Source organism: Burkholderia sp. Ed8 (assembly GCF_040761425.1).
Taxonomy (GTDB): domain Bacteria; phylum Pseudomonadota; class Gammaproteobacteria; order Burkholderiales; family Burkholderiaceae; genus Burkholderia; species Burkholderia seminalis.
On sequence record NZ_CP142885.1, the window covers coordinates 1,087,174 to 1,107,226 of the forward strand.

Here is a 20,053-nt window from a genome sequence, read left to right on the forward strand (position 1 = left end):
ATGCATCCGTTTCGGTGCAGGGGCACGAACGGCAACCAGCAGGGAGCAACATGGAATCCACCGGACTGACGACGCTGACCATCAGCAGCCGCAATTACTCGTCGTGGTCGATGCGCGGCTGGCTGCTCGCGAAGCTGAGCGGCCTCGCGTTCGAGACGGTCAGCGTGCCGATCGATGCGGCGTCGCGCGCGGAACTGCTGTTGCTGTCGCCGTCGATCCTCGTGCCGTGCCTGACGCATGACGGCAGCAAGGTATGGGATACGCTCGCGATCGCCGAGTACCTGAACGAGATCCGGCCGCAGGCGCGGCTGCTGCCCGACGACCGGCATGCGCGCGCACATTGCCGCTCGATCTGCGGCGAGATGCATTCCGGCTTCAGCGCGTTGCGCTCCGCGCTGCCGATGAACCTGCGCGCGCATTTTCCCGGCTTCCGGATCTGGTCACGCGCGCAGCACGATATCGAGCGGATCGTCACGATCTGGCGCGAGTGCCTCGCCGCGTACGGGGGCCCCTGGCTGTTCGGCGCGCAGATCGGGATCGCCGATGCGATGTACGCGCCGGTCGTCACGCGCTTCCTGACCTACGACGTCAAGCTCGAGCCGGACATCGCCGAATACTGCATGCGCGTGCTCGCGCAGCCGTTCGTCGCGGAATGGATCGATGCGGCGAAGGCCGAGCATGAAGACATCGACGAACTCGACATGGAGTTCTGACGCACACGGCCGCCGTACGCTTTCAATTTCACTACACGCGCAAGCGGCGAAACGAACATTCGACGCGCTTGCGCCACTCGCAAACGTTTTACCTTGATTTCGGTCGGAAACGAGGACGAATTCCCTAAAGGATGTTGAGCCCAATGACGTAAACGAGTCACGGGGACGACTCGCGATCGCGCGCTTTCGACGGGCGACGCGCAGTCCGCAACAACCAGCGCAGCAGGGGAATCGACTTGAATCGTCAGCAATCGTGGACGCGTACGGCGGCGCCCGGAGAAATCATTTATTCCGAGGGCTTCGCCGGCGAGCCCGTCATCTTCCTCATTACCGACGGCAAGGTCGAGCTGTCCACGCGCTGCGACGACAAGCGCGTGATCGTCGCGACGCTCGGCCGCGGCGAGTTCTTCGGCGAATCGGCGCTGCTCGCGGCCGAGCCGCGCGCGCATACCGCGAAGGCGCTGTCGTTCTGTCAGCTCACGGTCGTGCCGGCCGGCATGCTTGACGATGAAATCGAGCGCGTGTCCGCGCTGCTGCGCCATATCGTGCGAACGATGATCCGCCGCGTGAAGCGCAAGGACGACCAGCTTGCGACTTACACGCATGCCGACTTCATGCCGGGCGTGCTGTCGTATGCGCACGTGCTGTCGCTGATGGCGGGCGCCGACACGCGCGACGCGGGCGATACATGGGCGCGCCGGCCGATGCAGGCGCATGCCGCCGAAGCTTCCGTGCCGCTCGCCGAGGTGATCCGCAAATGCCGCGCGATTGCCGGCCACTCGCGCCCGCACGTGCTCGCGATGCTGCGCCGCATGGAAAAACTCAATCTCGTCACGATCGAAGCCGCGCAATCCGACGGTGCCGGCGGTGCCGTCGACTACGCGGCTTCGTCGGACGCGCGCCAGGTCGTCACGTTCGACGCCGCGCGCATCATCGATCGCGCGCAGCAGGTCGCCGATCACGATCTCGACCTGTCGATCAACAGCGAACTCGAACTCATCGAACTGGCCGATCTCGAATCGCTGATCGGCGTCGACAAGACGCTGCTGCTCAACAAGCTGTCGAACGGCGAGATCGCCGACGAAGTGTTCGCGTTCCGCAAATCGAAGGTGCTCAGTTACGTCGAGCAGAAGGGCGTTGCGTACTTCTCGCGGCGCAACGCGCGGCGCGGCGGCGACGTGCGCGCGCTGGAGGATCTCGTGTGGGTCGACCAGCGCACGTTGTTCGACGTGATCAGCGCGTTCGACACGTACGATCTCGCGAAGCTGATCGCGAACCTCGACGATCGCGCGGTGGCCGACAAGCTGTTTTCCGTGATGACCGAGGCGCGGCGCAACGAGGTGTCATGGGTGATGCGCCGCGAGATCAAGCTCGACCCGATCGAGGTCGAGGAAATCGAGCAGCGCGTGCTGGATGCCGTGCGTGCGGCGAAGGCGCCTGCGGCGGGCGTGGCGCCGGTGGCGTCCACGTCGTCGTCGGATGCATGAGACGGGGAGGCGTATGGATCTGTTGACCCTGGCCGGTGTGGTGCTCGGCGGCGCGGCGATCGTGTTCGGTTTCGCGCTGGAAGGCGGTCATTTCTCGATGCTGTTCCAGTTCGAGGCGCTCGTGATCGTGCTCGGCGGCACGCTCGGCGCGGTGATGATCCAGAACACGTGGGCGCGCTTCTTCGACGCGGTGAAGCAACTGCGGCTCGCGTTCGTGCGCGCGCGCGAGGTCGATCGCAAGAACCTGTCCGACCTGCTCGAATGGGGCGACCGCGCGAAGCTCGACGGGCTGCTCGCGTTCGAGTCGATGGACGTGAGCGGCATTCATCCATTCGCGCGCCGCGGGCTCGAACTGCTGGCGAACGGCGTGTCGACCGCCGTGCTCGAGGATGCGTTGCAGCGCGAACTCGATGCGTACGAGCGCAGCCGCCTCGCCGCCGTGCGCGTGTGGCAGCAGGCCGGCGGCTATGCGCCGACGTTCGGCATTCTCGGCTCGGTGCTCGGGCTCGTGCAGGTGACGAGCCATATTCTCGAACCGGCGCAGCTTGGGCCGGGCATCGCGGTGGCGTTCGTCGCGACGCTGTACGGGCTCGCGTTTGCAAACCTCGTGTTCCTGCCGCTGTACGGCAAGCTGCGTGCGCAGATCGACAGCGAGATGCGGTTCCGCAAGCTGTATCTCGACGGTTTGCTCGCGATTTCGCGCAGGGAGTCGCCGCACACGATCGAAACGCGCCTGACCGGCGACGTGCGTGGGCGGGCGGCCGAATCGCTTGCTTGATGGACGTGTGCGCGTTCAGGTGCCAGCGCCATATGACGAACCGGGATTCTCGACCGCATGACTGCTCGAACTGACGGCGCTTCCGCTGCCGATCGCGACGATGACGAACTCGAAGGCGCGCAGTCCGGACGCTGGCTGATTTCGTACGCGGATCTCATCACGACGCTGATGGTGCTGTTTCTTGCGCTGTATGTGCCGCAGCTCGCGAAATACAACGCGCTCGATGCACGCTTCCAGACGCTAGCGCGGCAGGCCGGAAGCGCTGCCAGTGCTGCCAACGTAGTGAAACCCGACTCCGCGCCGCCGCCGTGGCTCGCGCTGCTCGATTCGTTGAAGTCGAATGGCCGGATCTCGCTGGTGAAGGCGCCGCACGGCGTCGAGATCGGCATCGATGCGAAGATCCTGTTCAATGTCGGCGATGCGCGCCTGCTGCCCGATTCGTCGCCGGTGCTGAACCAGATCGCGCAGGCACTGAGCGCGCACGCAACCGGCGACATCCTCGTCGAAGGCCACACGGACAATGTGCCGATTGCCAACGCCAAATACGAATCGAACTGGGAGCTATCGTCGGCGCGTGCGGGGAGTGTGGTGCGCTACCTGACGGAGCGCGGTGTGGCGCCGCATCGGCTGGCGGCGATCGGGCGGGCCGATACGCAGCCGCTCGTTGTGGGGGACGACGCCGCATCAAGGGCAAGGAATCGGCGCGTCACGATTTTCGTTGCGTACTGATCCGATCCTTGCGTATGGGTCGACGCTTATGTCCGCCCGTCATCAACATAACGAATCTCGCATGGTCGATATCTGAAATCAGCGATGCGATTCCGCGCGTGCATGCCGATAACCCAAACTGGCTCAGACCGAGCGGTTACCGAGGGTTCCCCATGCACTTCTGGCGCAAGCTTTCCATTCAGAACAAGCTGATTCTCAGCATGACGAGTTGCCTGCTCGTGTTTGTCGCGATTTCGAGCGGGCTCAGCGTTCGTCTGATCGGCAACGCGGTGCGCGATCGCGTCGTCCGTGAAGAGTTGCCGACCGCCGTGAACGGCATTCGTGCCGACGTGCAGCGCCAGATGGCCGGCCCGATCGCCGCGTCGCGCATTCTCGCGCGCGATGCGTTCCTGCTGCAATGGGAAGCCGACGGCGAACCCGACGCCGGCACGCGCAACTGGATCCAGCTCGCGAAGAACGTGAAGGACGAGCAGAAGGCCGCGTCCGTGCAGTGGGTGTCGGTGAAGAGCGGCAACTACTACAACGAAGCCGGCCTGCAGCGGAAGGTGACCGACAAGGATCAGTGGCTGACGCGTTTCCTGTCGTCGGGCAAGGCATTCGACGTGAACATGGATCGCGAGGTGACCGTCGGCGGCTACATGATGTTCATCAACAGCCGCGTGGAACTCGACGGCGTGCCGATCGGCGCGGCGAGCATGAGCTTGTCCGTGGATGCGCTTGCGAAGGGCATCTCGGCCTACCGGATCGGCCAGACTGGGTTCGCGTATCTCGTGCGTCCCGACGGCGCGTTCATGATGCATCGCGATACGTCGCTGATCGACGGCAAGCATTTCCTGAAGGATCAGCCAGGGCTGCCGGGCGATGCGTCGTCGACGCTGCTCGCCGGCAAGCCGTACGCGTACCTCAGTTACGACGGCGACGGCGGCGCGCGCTTCATCGCGACGTCGTTCATTCCGGAGCTGAATGCGTATGTGGTCGTCGAAGTACCGCAGGCTGAATTGCTCGGGCCGGTGACGCGGGCCATTCGCAGCGCGGCGCTGGTTGCGGCGGTGGTGGGCCTCGCGGTTGCGCTGCTGGTGATCTGGCTGGTGGGCCGTGCGATTGCCGCGCCGATTCGTCGGGCGGCGACGCTTCTGTCGGAGATCGCCAGTGGTCAGGGCGATTTGACGCGCCGGATGACGGTCGAGAGCCAGGACGAGATCGGGCAGTTGTCGGATGCGTTCAACCGGTTCGTGTCGTCGCTGTCGACGCTCGTGCACCGGATTCGCGCGGCGTCGGCGTCGATTGCGACCGGGTCGGCGCAGATTGCTTCGGGGAATGCGGATCTGAGCGAGCGTACCGAAGGGCAGTCGAGCAACCTGGAGCGGACGGCTTCGTCGATGGAAGAGATCACGGCCGTGGTGCGCAATAACACCGAGACGGCGACGACGGCCGCGAAGATGATCAACGGCGCATCGGATACGGCGGCGCGTGGCGGGCAGGTGGTGGGCGAGGTCGTGACGACGATGGAGCAGATCAGCAACGCGTCGCAGCGTATCTCCGAGATCATCGTGATGATCGACAGTATTTCGTTTCAGACGAATATTCTGGCGCTGAATGCCGCTGTGGAGGCGGCGCGGGCGGGGGAGCAGGGGCGCGGGTTTGCTGTTGTTGCTTCGGAGGTGCGAAATCTGGCGCAGCGCAGTGCGCAGGCGGCGAAGGAGATCAAGACGCTGATCGAGCATAGCGCGGGGACGGTGAATACCGGGTCGCGGCTGGTGAGCGAGGCGGGGAAGGTGATGAGCGACGTTGTCTCGCAGGTTCAAGGCGTGAGCGCGATGATGAGCGAGATTGCCGAGGCCAGCCTGGAGCAGAGTGCCGGGATCGATCAGATCGGGGATGCGGTGCAGTCGCTCGATCAGATGACGCAGCAGAATGCGGCTTTGGTCGAGGAAAGTGCGGCCGCGGCGGAGAGTTTGAAGCAGCAGGCGGCGGAATTGACCAAGTTGGTTTCGGCTTTTAAGGTGGATGCGTAAGGGGTGGTTTGGGGTTTGGGGTTGGGACGTTTCTGAGGACGGCTGCCGTGGGGCTGCGGCAGCCGTTTTGCTTGTTGGTGCCGGATTTGTGGCGATTATGGAAATGAAACGCATTTTCAGATCGAAGGGCTGAGGTGGATGTGGTGGTGTTTGTCACTGTGATTGCTGCGATGGTGGCGAAAGTCGCCGCCGGATTCTTATCTTGAGTGACATTGTTCAATAGGAAGCACAGTTTTGGTACCGGATTGTCGGGCGCATTGTCTGCGTTCGGCCAACATGCGATGGTCGCGAGAGACAACGCTCGGACATTCAGATGTCGGCAACATACTCCAAAGCGGCCATCCATCTCATTTCTCAAGTTTGGCGCGCGGTTGCCGTTGAAGCAGCTAGGGCGGTCAACCGCTAGGGCGCTAAGGGGGATTGATGGAGATACTGGACGCATATTGTGCGGAGCTCGGCAAAGTCGTTGATATCTACGATGCACAGAAAGCATACTTTGCCTTGCCGGAAAATCGCCGAAAGCGATTCATTTTTCGATGTTCCGATGATGCTTGTCGAGCAGAAAAAAACCCGCTCGTGTCAGGTGTCAACTATGACAAGTTGATCGAGGAAACCGAGAAATATCGTCAGATTCACTTTCGAGCGCCGGCCGGAAATCCGCATCTCGAAACGTGCATTTGGGTGCAGGGGCATCCGCAGCGTCGAGCTAACGGCGGTGACACTGACGGCGATCCGCACCCTCGGGTGGAGCGATCCAAGTCGACCAACGTGATCGACGTATTCCGACCGAAAACCTCTGACTCGACGGCTGATGCGCCATCCGGCAAACAGATAACCAATTCTCCAGTAGATCGCGAACCACTGGATGCGAATCCATCGTCAGGCGGCGGTGCCCGTGCACGCGATGGCTACACCAGTACGTCGCGTCTGGAACGCTTCATCGATTGCTGGGCACGGTATGAAGGCGATGAGCTCAAGGAGCATCAGGTAGTCATTGAGGGAAAAACACTCAGCTATCGTCAAGCCGTTTTACGCCCGGATTGGATTACGCCGGACGAGAACGGTCGCCGGATCGTGTACGGTGGCGCACGCGCCAAGCTTTGGCCCGAAGACGCGCCGAAGCGGCTATACATCAATTTCATGGACGAGTGCGAAAAGTTCGATGAAAACGAAGGCGGCCGTTCGCTTACGATTGACTTACCTCTGTCGCGTATTCATGCTTACGGCGGAGGCGCCTTGCTGATGAAAAAAATCGAACAGGCCCAAGCCCCTAACCATTATTTGAAAGCTTATTTTTGGGGAACAATTAATGCGCGTAATCAACGATCAGGTTACGTCGTCGAAATTGAGGCGCTCGACAATCTGGTACTCAAGGCTATCGCACGACAATCTGACTCTTGATTTTCTCCACCTCGCATAACCGTTCGTACTAAATCAATGATTTTCGCAGGCAGACCAATGGATGAAACTCAACGTTGCAGCCAACAAGAAGAGATAAGACAAGGTGATATCCTAAGCATTGAGTGTAATGATCCCTCTCAGGATTTTCCTCGCCTTGGCGTTGTCATAAACGCCGACTGCGATTTGGCGCACAAGAAGATCGACGGCACGATAGCCTTTTTGCCTTTATACTCGTTCGCAGACTACCTCACACGCTTCTGGATCCCGTCATTTGTTATCAGCCGAAAAAATGAATTAGCGGCCGAGATCGCCAGATTTTGCAAACTAGACTCCACAGCTCAAGACGATCTTCTCCGTTGGCTCGTCACAGAAGAACCCGATGCGGTATCCGATAAGCTTCAGACAACACTCGCACTAAAGCCTAAAACTTATGAAGATGTTTCTCTCCGAATGCGGAAGTTGCACCGATGCCTGCAACCTGGGGCTAAATCCCTCTCGACATTGGCGGAATTTGCGAGAGATGAGAAAGACGAGAAGACCGCTAAGCGTTACCTTAAAGAACAAATTGAAAAAGCCAAGAAGAATTTAGGGGATGGTCACTTCTTCATCAGCGATGTAAAAGGGGAGGAAGATATCGGCTTTATCGTCAGAATGCGAAGGATTTACACGCTGGATGCATCCTGCTGCTTTACCGGAGTTGCCCAGCAAAGGACTCAGACCAAACTGGGTAGTGTTAGTGCCGCCCGACTTTGTCGCCTAACGCCATTATATCAATTCAAGGTCGCACAATTGTTCGCTCATCAATTTTCTCGAATTGGGCTTCCAGATGAAACGACCGCATTGGGCGATATTGCAATCGACGACATGGCCACCAAACTTATGGCGCTTAAAAAATAATGAAAGCTCTAGTGTTCACCCCCTCTTCGCTCTTTCGATTTTCACAATTCTCGATATCCGAGCAATGGTTCTCTGACTATCTGCTACCCACCGGAGCCAGCGGACTCAAACGTGTGGTGATAGACGACATCGCTTATCTCATAGACGAAGGTTTGGACGATGATAGTGGTCCTATCGTTGTCGTAAATCTTGAGGGCGATGACACAGTCTTTTCAGTAGATCGGGAAAATGTACCTATTTTCGAGAGGATCATAACTGTTGCACGAGCGACCTTTACAGAAAGCGTCAAAATTCCTGCCGCATGGCGTCAATACCATGAGCATAGTTTGCTCTCAATCGCCGCCTCACCAAAGATTAGGAACCGCAACTCGCGGCTTCACTTTGACATGCGACCAAATGGGGTGGATGCATTGTTTGCATTCTCCGTTACGGAAGATACGGTCGACTTTTCTTCGCTGCCGCGACCAAAGAAATTATTTGAAACCGCGCTATCTGGCTTAACCGATGCTGTGTTAACCCATCAGGAAGCAAAAGTCCAAGAAGACAATGGGGCGGCGGGGATCCTTTTGGCTGAGAGACTGCCCCAAGGTTTTGTGCAAGGAGCGACCTTGGACCAATGGTACTCATCCAAGTTGACTACCGCGCAGCGCCTATTCGTTGACAAACCACATGACGGCCCAGTTAGACTGCGCGGGTCAGCCGGAACGGGCAAAACACTGTCTCTTGTCGTCAAGTTCTTGCGCGACGGTCAGCAAGCCGAGAAAAATCAGAGTGTGACTAAGCTCGGCTTTATCACACACAGCCTAGCCTCCGTCGACCTAGTCGGATCGATGACAGAGAGCCTCGACACCGTCGGCCTACTTGCCGGAGTGGGAAAGCATTGCAAACTAGAACTTCGCACTCTGTACGATCTCGCGTATGAAAATCTGCGTTTCGCACTAGATGATCTAGAGCCATTGTCATTGGATGGGCGGGAAGGCAAAAGGCTTCAGTTTGAACTGATTGAGTCCGTTCTTAAGGAAATGCACAGATCGCCCATAGCTCGGGCACAGTATTCAGACATTACGTCGCTGTTGAAGACTCGGTGGGAGGCTGCAACTCAGGGCAACGATCGGCCGTTCATTTCGGAGGTAATGAACGAATTTGCGAGTATTTTGGATGCGGAAAGTATAAGATCAGGTGAGGAACGCGGAGAGAAGTATGCAAAAAACTCTACTCAACGCGCCGGATGGTTGATGCATCTACCTAGGGAAGAAGATCGGCGCTTTCTTCTTGAAATCCATCGACGCTACCGCTCCCTTCTTGCCGATATGAACACCCTCAGCGTCGATCAAATGGTAGCCGACTTTAATACCTTTTTAGATTCTAATCGATGGGCTAGCGTCCGCGGTCGTAATGGATACGACGCATTGTTCGTTGATGAGCTTCATCTATTTACAGCAGTTGAGCGTCAGATTCTCCACAAGCTGATACGCCGCACAACCGACGATTCTGGGGTGCCAAAAAGGCCTGCAATATTCATGGCTTATGACCTCAAGCAGAGCCCGAACGACGCTGCAACGCAAAGCTCCGACGGTAGTAATCAAATTTTTACTGCAACCAGCGGACTGCAGAACTCTGACCTAGTACAACTCGACAAGGTGTTTCGCTATACCCCTCAAATTGCAGAATTTCTGTCGGATTTGGATGCATCGTTCCCAGCGTTGAATATCCCGGGCGAATGGGATCTCTATAGCGGAACGCCTCAACTCGATGATGGTCACAAACCGGAATTGACCGTTTTTAAGGATGAAAGAAGTCTCTTCAAGAGTGTTCTAGACTCCGCCGTGACAATAGCCCGTTCCGCCAAAGGCGGGGGGCGCCGTGTCGCGGTCTTGTGTGCAAGCGAGGAAATGTTTGATCGATATCTTCCCATCGCCAACGGGCAGTACGAAGGGAAAATATTTCCAATATCCGGACGTGATCCATCCTCCGAGCTCCGGCATGCAGGTAAGAGATTTATTTTTAGCATGCCAGAGTATGTCGCGGGCTTGCAATTTGATACTGTATTTCTAATTCATGTTGATGTTGCGGACGCTCCAACGAACGCGTCACTTGGCATGCGAAGGCGTTTCATTTCGAACATATATCTTGGGTCTAGTCGCGCAGAAAACGTACTGAAAATTTCAGCATGTGATAATCGTGGTGGATATTCAGATGTTCTACAGATGGCAGTCGATCGCGGTAGCCTGACGTTTATCCAAAAATGACAGACGATCCGAAGAAATTTTAATCGCATTTTTTATGATTTAGGCAATGCTTTCATCAAAATATACCGGCGAAAGCATTGCCACAGTAATTATAGTGAAATGGAAAAAAGGTCGCTGCTTACACACCAGTGCAACGTATGCGTCAACTTGCAGCGTATCCGTGCGCTCGCTTGCGAACCCGAAGCGGTCGTTCATCTGGCGACGCGATCAAGGAAGGCAATGGGTCGAAAGTAGCCGACCATGACCGCCCGCGTTCGAACCGTTCTGGTCCTTCGGCGCCATCAAGATTTGGGTATCCTTGATCCGCAAAGCGGGCGATCACGATTAGTGGGGCCGGGAATTCCCGGTAAGAAAGGTTGCCTCTCGCCCGAGCGAGTCTTCGTCCCCACACTGCACGAGTGGTCGGCAACCTGCACCCGACGAAGCGATTCATAGGGGGTGCGTCCTAACGCCACGGAATATGCTCGATACCATCCGATTTATCTTCGTCGCAATTGTTTTCTTTGGTTCCGGGCTCCAGGTGTTGCGGTGGCTGTCCGGCTGGAAGGATCTTGAGCAGTACAAGACGAGGCGGGATGCCCCGAACGAGAGGCCAGTCTCCAATGGCTCCTATCGCTGGGCTTCATGCCGAGCAAAATGGACGAGCTTCACCGTGGCCGTTGAACTCTATCCTCAACACTTGTGGATACGCCCCGGCTTTCCCTTGAACTTGCGACTTCCCGCGATTTCCATACCCTGGGATGCAATCAGCGCATCTCAAAGAAAGATATTCCTTTTACGCACGGTCACGTTACGTATCCGCGGTTGCTCTACTGGGCTGCGCTTTTACGGCGCGGTAGGCAAGCGAATTCTGGCGGAAGTCGAAACACAAAGGGCAAGGAGCGTAGCGCCTAACCGTGTTGATCGCGCCGAGGGGGCCACCGACCTTTGAGTTTGCTGGCAACGCAGATAAGGCATCGACAATGGCTGGCGCCGGCACTCCAAGAGCAGCCATACCACGAACCTGGCCGGGGGCCGTCGCCGCTATAACACCTGCACGGGCCGTTTGATGCGGCTCTGGCGAATGGAAGGCAAGCGTCGCATGAACACGACGGCCGGCCGGGGCGACGCCGCCCGGCCATTGCCGCAAACGCCGTGACTCACACCCACTGCCGTCTTCGACAACTGTCACGACCGCGTGGTCCGTGAGGCCGCACCGCGCCTGCCGAAGTCGCGGCATGAATTCACATCAACACCCGCCGGCACGCCGCTTCACAACGGCCCCCCGCTGCAACACATACTCGACCCGCGCGCCTTCATCAGCCACGACCCCAATATCCTCAAGCGGATTCCCATCCAGCACGACGAGGTCGGCGATCGCCCCCACGGCAACCACCCCAAGCTGCCCCTGCATATTCACAATCTCCGCCGCCACCGTCGTCGCCGACCTGAGCGCTTCCAGATTCCCGAGCACTTCCGCGCGAATCCGAAACTCCCCAGACTGAAACGCATGCATCTCGCCAAGCAGGTCCGACCCGAACCCCATCTTCACGCCGGCCTTCGCATAAATCTCAAGCGACTCGCGTCCCTTCTGCTGGACGGAAGCCACCTTCGCGATGGAATCCGCCGGCATCCCGAACTCCGCCCCATGTTTGGCCAGTGCGTCATAAGTGACGAGCGTCGGCACCACGAACGCCCCATGCTCATGCATGATCTTCGCGGCCGCTTCATCGACGAGATTCCCATGTTCGATCGTCCGCACGCCGCATCGCACGGCCCGCGCAATCGCTCGCCCCGTATAGGCATGCGCCATCACGTACGTATTCGCGGCCTCGGCCTCGTCGACGATCGCCCGAATCTCGTCCTCCGAATACTGCGTGTTCGCAATCGGATCGGTCGGCGAAGCCACGCCGCCTGACGCCATGATCTTGATCTGCGTCGCGCCTTTCTGAATCTCCTCACGCACGGCAAGCCGTACACCTTCAACCCCATCGACGACCCGCGCAATCGCCCCCGTTCTGAAACAGCAGGAGCAGGGCTCCAGCAAATCCCCCCGAGGCCGAAAATCCCCATGCCCGCCGGTCTGCGACAACGCCTTCCCCGACGGAAAAATCCGCGGCCCCGGAATCAGCCCCGTCTCGACCGCCTGCATCAAACTCCAGTCCGCGCCCCCGGCATCCCGCACGCTGGTAAACCCACGCGACAACATCGCATCGAGAATCGGCAGCGACCGGATCGCCGCAAGAATATTCGGCTGCGTCGCATTCGCGCCAAGATTCGCATTCGAAGCCAGCACATGCACATGGCAATCGATGAACCCCGGCATCACGGTTTTGCCGCGCACGTCGATCACCTGCGCATTCGGCAAATCCACCGGCCGATCGGTGATTTCGACGATCCGTTCGCCTTCGATCACGACATGATGATGTTCGAGCAACACGCCTCGTTCGAGGTCGAGCACGTCGCCGCCTTGCAGCACGGTAATGGTCATATGGAAAAATCCTTATCGAGTCGTGGAGGCCGCACGCTTCGCATCCTTCACGAAGCGCGTGCCGACGAAACTGACGGCCGCCGCGAGCATCACGTAGAACGCCGGCGCCATGTTGCTGCCCGTGCGGGCGATGAGCCACGTGATCAGGAACGGCGCGAACCCGCCGAAGATCGTCACCGCGAAGTTGTACGCAACGGAGAGCCCGGTCGACAGCACCTTGGTCGGAAACAGCTCAGCGAACGCCGCGAGGATCGGCCCCGTATAGGTCGCGATCAGCACGCCGAACACGGCCTGGAACACGATCAGCGACGCGAACCCGGGCGCATGGTTGATCCACGCGAACATCGGCCACGCGAGCACGAGGATCGCGAGCGCCGAGCCGGACAGGAACACGCGCCGTCCCCACACGTCGGCGAGCCGGCCGACGATCGGCGAGCAGCACATGATCATCAGCCCGCCGATCATGCCGGCCACGAAGCCGGTCGATTGCGGCAGATGCAGCGTGCGCACGGAATAGGTCGGCATGTAGAACAGCAGCACGTAGGTGCAGACGGTCCACAGGATGACCATCGAGAAACTCGCGAACGTCTCGCGCGGGTAGGTGGACAGCACCTCCTTCAGCGGCGAGCTTTCCTTCACCTGCGATTCGACGGCGCTGAACGCGGGCGTCTCGTCGATGTGGCTGCGGATGAAGTAACCGACCGGCCCGACGATGATTCCGAGCAGGAACGGCAACCGCCAGCCCCAGCTGTGCAGTGCCTGCGTGTCGAGCGATGTCGTGACGAACGTGCCGGTCGCCGCGCCGAGCAGCACCGCGAAGCCGATGCTCGACTGGATCCAGCTGGAGTAATACGCGCGCTTCTCCGGCGGCGCGTATTCGGTAAGGAACGCGGTGGCGCCGCCCATCTCGCCGCCGGCCGAGAAACCTTGCAGCAGCCGCGCGACGACGATCAGGAGCGGCGCGGCGATGCCGGCCTGCTCGTAGGTCGGCGCGATCCCGATGAGCGCCGTGCCGGCCGCCATCAGCAGGATCGTGAGCGACAGCGCGGCCTTGCGTCCGACCTTGTCCGCATACACGCCGAGGACGATCCCGCCCACCGGCCGCATGAAGAAGCCGACGCCGAACGTCGCGACGGTCAGCAGCACGGACGTCAGTTCGTTGCCGGTCGGGAAGAACAGCTTCGCGATGATCACCGCGAAGAAGCTGTAGACGGTGAAGTCGAACCATTCGAGGCCGTTGCCGATCACGGTCGCGACGATGGCGCGGCGGCGTTGCTGCACGGCCGCATCGACGGCAGGCGCGGCGCGCGGGGAAAGCGTTCCTTGCATGGTCTTTTCCTTTGTCAGAAGCCGGGACGACTGCCCCGCGTGAATCCCATGCTACGGACAGCCGGATTTTTTTCTGAAACGAAAGATTCGCATGCACGCATGCGCTGTACGCATGCATCGCGCCCGGAGCGTCAGGGCGCGGTCTGCTGCTCCGCCTGTTCGAACAGCCAGCGCGTGAACAGGCGGGCGGCCTGGTTCTGCACGCGGTCGTTCGGCGAGATCACGTAATAGCCGCCGCCATGGCTCGCGGACGCTTCCGTCACGCGCACGAGCAGGCCCGCTTCGATGCATGCGTCGATCATGTAGCGCCAGCCGAGCGACACGCCCTGGCCGAGAATCGTCATCTGCACGATCTGCGGATAGGAGTTGATCGTGATGTCCTGCGGTTGCGCCTTCTGCCGGTCGACGTCGTTCATGTCGAACCATTCGGACCACGACATCCATTGGCGCTGGCCGTCCTCGAGGCGCAGCAGCGTTTCGTTCGCGAGATCGGCCGCGTCCAGCGTGCGGCCGGCCAGATAACCCGGAGCGCAGACGGGAAACACTTCCTCGTCGAACAGCCGGCGCGCGGTGTATTCGGCCGGCGTCTGCTGACGCACGTAGTAGACGCCGACGTCGAATTCCGCCGGCGACATCGATGCGAGCGCATCGCGCACGATCAGGCGCAGCTTGATGTTCGGATACGCGGCGCGAAAGTGCGGCAGCCGCGGCGTCAGCCACAGCACCGCGACGCCGGACGAGCACGCGATCGTCAGTTCGAGATCGCCGTATGGCTTCATCACGTCGTGCGTGGCTTCCGCGCATTGCGTGAGCAGGTGGTGGACCTGTGCCGCGTATTGTTCGCCGGCGATCGTCAGCCGCAGCGAGCGGTGCTCGCGCACGAACAGCGAGCGGCCGAGGAATTCCTCGAGTTGTTGAATCTGGCGGCTGATCGCGCTTTGGGTCAGGTGCAGTTCGGCGGCGGCTTTGGTGAAGCTCGCATGCCGCACGGCGGCTTCGAACGCGACGAGGCATTGCAGTGGGGGGAGAGGCGTGATGCGCATGGCAGGCGGGAATCGGAGGCGGCTACCGACATGATACGGTTGGATCGAGCGGAAATCATCCGGCGGGAAGGGTGTTGCCGATCGGCGTATTCGCGTGAGGACCGTGTGCCATTCGCGCCAGGCCAGCCAAGGCGCGCAGCCGGTTGGGGCCACATCGATTCGCCCGAAAAGCGGATCGCGAGATGAAACAGTTACAAGTTATCTGTTGACGCGCACCTGCCCGGCGGTTAGTGTGTGCATCGAAGTCCAAGAAGTCCGATTGCTGTTCATCAATTGCTCGCTCTCCACAGCGGTATTCGTTGTCCTCTCCCTCCTTGACGCTTCACGCGCTCTTCAACAGAGCAAATCTCTCTATTTTTTTCTCAAGGAATCTTCATGGATACCGGTATCGTCAAGTGGTTCAACGACAGCAAAGGCTTTGGCTTCATCACGCCGGACAACGGCGGCGACGACCTGTTCGCTCATTTCTCGGAAATTCGTGCCGACGGCTTCAAGACGCTGGCTGAAAACCAGAAAGTGAGCTTCGAGACGAAGCAAGGCCCGAAGGGTCTGCAAGCGGCCAACATCCAGCCGCTGTAAAGTTTGAAGGGCCCGGCCATCCCACGATGGGCGCCGGGTCGCAGCGACATCCTCACGGAGCCTGGTCTCCTAAAGTTGGCGCGCGTGTTCGTGGCTGCTTCTGTTCATTCAGCGGCCAACCCGGCGTCACACGTCTCGTTGCACTTCATTCCCCCTCCGGCCGCAGCGCCTTATTTTCGCTTTCCGACTGCTTGAGATTCAGCGCGCAATGGCGTTGAATCGGCGCATCCGTGCACGTTCGCACGGCACGCGTGCAGTCGAACATTATTAAAATTAGAAATGCAAAACATACAAAATCATCGATATAACGGCTATGCCGTCCAGCCCTCGGCGCATCGTCTGCCCGACGGCAGTTTTTCAGCCAACCTGCTGCTCGAGCGCGTCGATAGCGCGTCCGCGGAAGGCCGCTACCGGTTCTATTCGCTCGACTACTTCGAGAGTGAAGCGCAGGCACTGCGGCACTCGGCACACTGGGCACGCAACTGGGTCGATACGCGCGGCTAACCACAACGCCGTGGTGCCCACCCGGCGCATGTAGTTACCCGGGCGCGCAACAGCGCGCGCCCGAACCTCGCGTGCGATCGATTCTCTACCTTCCGATTGCATCCGCGCGCCCGGTTCGGGCTGCCGGATTTTCCTTTTTCGACGTCGTCGGTGAGTGGCGCTGCCAACCTTCGGATTCGTGCGAAGATTGCACGCACATCACACTCGCCCGAGAACGACGTGACCCTGTCCAATCCTGAGCGCAGCCCGGAGGCCGCCCATCCGCCATGGATGGCCGTCGCGCTGGCCGAACTCGGCATCCGCCGCCATCCGCCCGGCAGCATCAACCCGCGCATCGTCGAGTACAACAACCACACGAACCTGGTCGGCTACGACGACAAGATTTCCTGGTGTTCGTCCTTCGTCAACTGGTGCATGACGCACGCGGGATTCCGCGGCACCGGCTCCGCACTGGCGCGCTCATGGCTCGAATGGGGCCGGCCGCTGGAGCGGCCGGTCTACGGCTGCATCGCGATCCTGACGCGCGACGATCCGGCGAGCTGGAAAGGGCATGTCGGGTTCTATCTGCGTCACGACGACGAATACGTGCATCTGTTCGGTGGCAATCAGCTGGAAGAGGTGCGCGAGCTTGCGTATCCGCTGAACGAAGTGATCGGTTATCGTTGGCCCGATGCGGGATGACCGCGTCGCGGTGGCATGTGCGAATTCGCAATCGCGTGATGGCGGTTGACTCGATCGGGTTGTCGTCGATCAAGTGTCCGGAATCGTGCTGCTGATGCACGGCGCGCCGGCCAATGTAGCGGCCGGCACCGTATCGCGATCGCGCCTAGTTCTTCGCCACCGCCTCCACCTCCCCGGCCGCGTCATTCCTGCTCCACCCACCCCCCAGCGACCGATACAACGCCACCGCCGCCAGCGCATGCTCACGCTTGACCTGGTTGAGCGAATCCGAATCCCGCAGATACACCTCCTGCGCCGACAACACATCCAGAAAATCCGTCGCACCGCCCTTGTAGAGTTGATTCGCCAATCCGAGCGCCTTGTCCGACGCGGAAAGCGCGCTACCGAGCTTCCGTGTCGCCTCGTCGGAGCTGACGAGATTCGCGCGCGCATCCTCGACTTCCCGCAATGCCTGCAGCATCGTCTGCCGCAACCCGAGTTCCGACTCGCGCATCCGGCTTTCGCTCTGCGAGATATCCGCGGTAATCCGCCCCGCATTGAAAATCGGGCTCGTCGCACTCAGCGCCGCGCTGAACAGGTTGTCGGTCAACGTCGGCAACCCGAGATAGGACGCGGCCAGGATCCCGTCCGTCAGGTTCAACGAAAACTTCGGATACCGCTCGGCCTTCGCCACACCGACTTGCGCCGCACGCCGTTCGACCTGCGCATAGGCGGTCAGCACGTCCGGCCGCCGCAACAACGCCTGCGAAGGCAGCGTCCCCGGCGCCCCGATCGGCGGCGCCGGGATCTCCCCGGCCTGCGCCAGCACGAGCCGGTCGACCGCTTCCGGCGTGCGCCCCGAATACACGGCAATCAGGTTGAGCTGATGCGAGATCTGCGCCTGCGTCGGCGGAATCCGCGCTTCGAGCGCATCGAGCTGGTTCTGCGCGCGGGTCACGTCGAGTTCGGTCGACAACCCGAACGCCTGCCGCTTGCGCGTGAGTTCGAGCGCATGCTGGCGAATCCTCGCGTTGTCCTGCAGGATCTTCAGTTCCTGCTGCGCCCAGCGCAGATCGACATACGCGGATGCCGCATCGGCCGCCAGCGCGAGCCGCATCGCGTCTTCCGCATGCTTCTGCCCGACGAGTTCCGCTTGCGCGGCGAGCAGGTCGAGGCGTTCGCCGCCGAACACGTCGGGCGACCAGCTCAGCGCGAGCCCGGCACCTGCCTGCCGCACGTAGCCGAGCGGCGGCGGCGTGTTCTGCCGCGCGTCGGACGCGTGCGCGGTCGCGTCGAGTTCGGGCAGCAGCACCGCACGTTTCTGCACGGTCAGCGCCTGTGCCTGCTTCACGCGTTCGGCCGCGGCCTGCAGATCGAGGTTGCCGTCGAGCACGGTCGCGATCAGTTGATCGAGCACGGGATCGTGGAATTGCGCCCACCAGCCGGCGGCGTCGATGTCCGCGCGCGGCACGTCGGTATCCCATGCGGTGGGCGCGAGCGTCTGGACGGATTCGGACAGCGCCGGATGCTGCGCGGGCTGCACCGCGCACCCGGCGGCGAATGCGCTGACGGCCAGCGCGACGAGTAGCTTTTTCATGATGATGACCTTGGCCTCAGTGCGCGTCCGGCGGCGGCGCGTTCAACGTAATGGGTTTGGAAAACACGACGGCGAGCAGCGCGACGACGAAACACAGCGACAGCGCGTAATACGCATCCGCATAAGTGAGCGTCAGCGCTTCGCGATAGATCAGCCGATGCAGGTTCGCGAGCCCGGCCTGCGCGGTATTCAGCGTATTGCCTGCGACGGAGCCCCAGTACGCGGCCTGTCGATCGAGCAGCGACGCGATCTGCGGTTCGCCGGCGCTCACGTGCTCGTTCAGGCGCAGATAGTGAAAATTCAGCCGGTCGTTGAGCATCGTCGCGCTCACCGCGATGCCGATCGCGCCGCCGAGGTTGCGCATCAGGTTGAACAGGCCGCTCGCCGATTTGAGCCGCGACTGCGGCAGCGAGCCGAGCGCCATCGTCACGATCGGCGGCACGCTGAACTGCTGGCCGATGCCGCGCAGCGCTTGCGGCAGCAGCAATTCGCGCCAGCCCCAGTCGTGCGTGATCGGCGTGTACAGGTAGCAGCCGAGGCCGAAACAGATCAGCCCGAACACGAGCAGCGCGCGCAGGCTGAAGAAGCGCGCGGCGAACGCATAGGCGCAGAGCGCGACCAGCTGGAACGCCCCGACCGACAGCAGCGCGATGCCGATCTGCAGCGAGCTGAATGCGCGCACCTGCGCAAGAAACAGCGGCGTCAGGAACACGGTCACGAAGATCCCGATACCGGTCACGAACGACAGCAGGCTGCCGATGCCGAAGTTGCGCACGGCGAGCGCGCGCAGGTCGACGATCGGATCCTTCGCGGTCAGCGCATGCACGAGGAACAGGAAGCCGCAGATGCCGGAGATCCATGCGCAGATGATGATCACGTCGTCCCCGAACCAGTTCTTGCGCGGGCCTTCCTCGAGCACGTATTCGAGGCAGCCGAGAAAGCCGGACATCAGCACGATGCCGAGATAGTCGCCGCGCTTGATGAGGCTCAGGTCGGGCTCGTCGATATGCACGTAGCGCGGCACGAGCACGGCCACCGCGATGCCCGGCACGAGGTTCAGATAGAACAGCCAGTGCCACGACCATTGGTCGGTGATCCAGCCGCCGATCACCGGGCCGATCGCCGGGGCGAGCGATGCAAGCGCGCCGATGGTCGTCGACGCGATCAGCCGCTGCTTGCCGGGGAACAGCACGAACGCGGTGGTGAACACGGTCGGGATCATCGCGGCGCCGAGCGCGCCTTGCAGCCCGCGAAACAGGATCATCGAGTTGATGTCCCACGCGAGCCCGCACAGCATGCTGGTGATCGTGAAGCCGACGGCCGACGCAACGAACAGCCAGCGCGTCGACATCACCTTCGACAGCCAGCCCGACATCGGGATCACGATGATCTCGGCGATCAGGTAGGCCGTCTGCACCCACGACAGTTCGTCCTGGCTCGCGGAAAGCCCGCCGCCGATGTCGCGCAGCGACGACGCGACGATCTGGATGTCGAGCGTCGCCATGAAGAAGCCGACGCACATCAGCGCGAACGCGAATACGCGCTGCTTCGTCGGTTGCGACGCGGGGTCGCCGGAAAACGCGGTGGTCATCGTCGGCTCCC

Annotated in this window: 17 protein-coding genes; 12 read left to right on the plus strand and 5 right to left on the minus strand. The window is 60.7% G+C overall.

Annotation, left to right across the window (positions count from 1 at the left end; all coding sequences use genetic code 11):
• Positions 1-50: 50 nt before the first annotated feature.
• The 9 genes from VXM69_RS05160 to VXM69_RS05200 all read left to right on the plus strand — a co-directional run bounded on the left by VXM69_RS05160 (position 51) and on the right by VXM69_RS05200 (position 11,200).
• Entirely contained in the window at positions 51-713 is a 663-nt protein-coding gene (locus VXM69_RS05160) for a glutathione S-transferase family protein (RefSeq protein ID WP_034185628.1), read from the plus strand.
• 236 nt (positions 714-949) lie between these two features.
• Positions 950-2,200, plus strand: a complete 1,251-nt coding sequence (locus tag VXM69_RS05165) for a cyclic nucleotide-binding domain-containing protein (RefSeq protein WP_034185629.1) — start codon at positions 950-952, stop codon at positions 2,198-2,200.
• 13 nt (positions 2,201-2,213) lie between these two features.
• Positions 2,214-2,978: a flagellar motor protein gene (locus tag VXM69_RS05170; RefSeq protein WP_034185630.1), complete on the plus strand. Its 765-nt coding sequence runs from the start codon at positions 2,214-2,216 to the stop codon at positions 2,976-2,978.
• Positions 2,979-3,035: 57 nt separating this feature from the next.
• On the plus strand, positions 3,036-3,707 hold the full coding sequence (locus VXM69_RS05175) for a flagellar motor protein MotB (RefSeq protein WP_367189106.1): 672 nt from the start codon (positions 3,036-3,038) through the stop codon (positions 3,705-3,707).
• A gap of 152 nt (positions 3,708-3,859) precedes the next feature.
• Entirely contained in the window at positions 3,860-5,722 is a 1,863-nt protein-coding gene (locus VXM69_RS05180; protein ID WP_367189107.1) for a methyl-accepting chemotaxis protein, read from the plus strand.
• 423 nt (positions 5,723-6,145) lie between these two features.
• Complete coding sequence (locus VXM69_RS05185) at positions 6,146-7,123, plus strand: hypothetical protein (protein ID WP_367189108.1); 978 nt, start codon at positions 6,146-6,148, stop codon at positions 7,121-7,123.
• A 57-nt stretch (positions 7,124-7,180) separates the two neighbouring features.
• Positions 7,181-8,020 carry a hypothetical protein gene (locus VXM69_RS05190; protein ID WP_367189109.1) on the plus strand — a complete coding sequence of 280 codons (840 nt, stop codon included), beginning with the start codon at positions 7,181-7,183 and terminating at the stop codon, positions 8,018-8,020.
• 11 nt (positions 8,021-8,031) lie between these two features.
• Positions 8,032-10,269, plus strand: a complete 2,238-nt coding sequence (locus VXM69_RS05195) for a UvrD-helicase domain-containing protein (RefSeq protein ID WP_367189110.1) — start codon at positions 8,032-8,034, stop codon at positions 10,267-10,269.
• 460 nt (positions 10,270-10,729) lie between these two features.
• Entirely contained in the window at positions 10,730-11,200 is a 471-nt protein-coding gene (locus tag VXM69_RS05200) for a hypothetical protein (protein WP_367189111.1), read from the plus strand.
• 297 nt (positions 11,201-11,497) lie between these two features.
• Here VXM69_RS05200 and VXM69_RS05205 read toward each other — a convergent pair whose 3' ends face one another.
• The 3 genes from VXM69_RS05205 to VXM69_RS05215 form a co-directional block, all read right to left on the minus strand.
• Entirely contained in the window at positions 11,498-12,739 is a 1,242-nt protein-coding gene (locus VXM69_RS05205; RefSeq protein ID WP_059558514.1) for an amidohydrolase family protein, read from the minus strand.
• A gap of 12 nt (positions 12,740-12,751) precedes the next feature.
• Positions 12,752-14,068 (minus strand): MFS transporter, encoded by a 1,317-nt coding sequence (locus tag VXM69_RS05210; protein WP_034185635.1) that lies wholly within the window; start codon positions 14,066-14,068, stop codon positions 12,752-12,754.
• A 131-nt stretch (positions 14,069-14,199) separates the two neighbouring features.
• On the minus strand, positions 14,200-15,111 hold the full coding sequence (locus VXM69_RS05215) for a LysR substrate-binding domain-containing protein (RefSeq protein ID WP_069245868.1): 912 nt from the start codon (positions 15,109-15,111) through the stop codon (positions 14,200-14,202).
• 375 nt (positions 15,112-15,486) lie between these two features.
• Between VXM69_RS05215 and VXM69_RS05220 the strand changes: the two genes are divergently transcribed.
• From VXM69_RS05220 to VXM69_RS05230, 3 genes are all read left to right on the plus strand, one after another.
• A complete protein-coding gene (locus VXM69_RS05220) occupies positions 15,487-15,690 on the plus strand; it encodes a cold-shock protein (RefSeq protein ID WP_034185637.1) in 204 nt (67 codons plus the stop codon).
• Between the two features lie 279 nt (positions 15,691-15,969).
• Positions 15,970-16,194: a hypothetical protein gene (locus VXM69_RS05225; protein WP_034185638.1), complete on the plus strand. Its 225-nt coding sequence runs from the start codon at positions 15,970-15,972 to the stop codon at positions 16,192-16,194.
• 270 nt (positions 16,195-16,464) lie between these two features.
• Positions 16,465-16,875 (plus strand): TIGR02594 family protein, encoded by a 411-nt coding sequence (locus VXM69_RS05230; protein ID WP_034185639.1) that lies wholly within the window; start codon positions 16,465-16,467, stop codon positions 16,873-16,875.
• Between the two features lie 145 nt (positions 16,876-17,020).
• Here VXM69_RS05230 and VXM69_RS05235 read toward each other — a convergent pair whose 3' ends face one another.
• Positions 17,021-18,451 carry an efflux transporter outer membrane subunit gene (locus VXM69_RS05235; protein WP_059558509.1) on the minus strand — a complete coding sequence of 477 codons (1,431 nt, stop codon included), beginning with the start codon at positions 18,449-18,451 and terminating at the stop codon, positions 17,021-17,023.
• Between the two features lie 16 nt (positions 18,452-18,467).
• Positions 18,468-20,042, minus strand: coding sequence for a DHA2 family efflux MFS transporter permease subunit (locus VXM69_RS05240; protein ID WP_034185641.1), 1,575 nt, complete (start codon positions 20,040-20,042; stop codon positions 18,468-18,470).
• Positions 20,043-20,053 lie beyond the last annotated feature (11 nt).